This window comes from Pseudomonas huaxiensis (assembly GCF_003231275.1).
GTDB classification, from domain to species: Bacteria; Pseudomonadota; Gammaproteobacteria; order Pseudomonadales; family Pseudomonadaceae; genus Aquipseudomonas; species Aquipseudomonas huaxiensis.
The window spans coordinates 1-292 of the sequence record NZ_QKVL01000210.1 but is presented as its reverse complement, the minus strand read 5'-3'; the positions used below and the strand labels follow the sequence as shown (position 1 = coordinate 292).

Here is a 292-nt window from a genome sequence, read left to right as displayed (position 1 = left end):
GTCGGTGTCAGTCGCGGTAACGGTGAAGCTCTCGGTGAGGCTGTTGATACCACCCGCATTCGGATGCGCTTCGTTATCCAGCAGCGTGTAGCTGTAGGTCACTACGCCGGTGGTTGGGTTGTAGCCGGTAACTGTCAGGGTGTTGCCCAGCGGGGTCGTAGCCGTTTGTGGGAAACCGGCGGCCACTCCGCCAGAAACGACGTTGATGCCGCCCACACTCAGGGTTTGCAGGCCGTCCGGGGCGGTGACGGTGAAGGTGCCGGTTTGGGTCAGTGCCGGCGTGTTCGGGTTA

The 292-nt window shown here is 62.3% G+C and carries 1 protein-coding gene; it reads right to left on the bottom strand.

The features are described 5' to 3' along the window. The coding region (locus tag DM374_RS32920; RefSeq protein ID WP_157969838.1) for a hypothetical protein at nt 1-292 on the bottom strand (292 nt) is incomplete at both ends.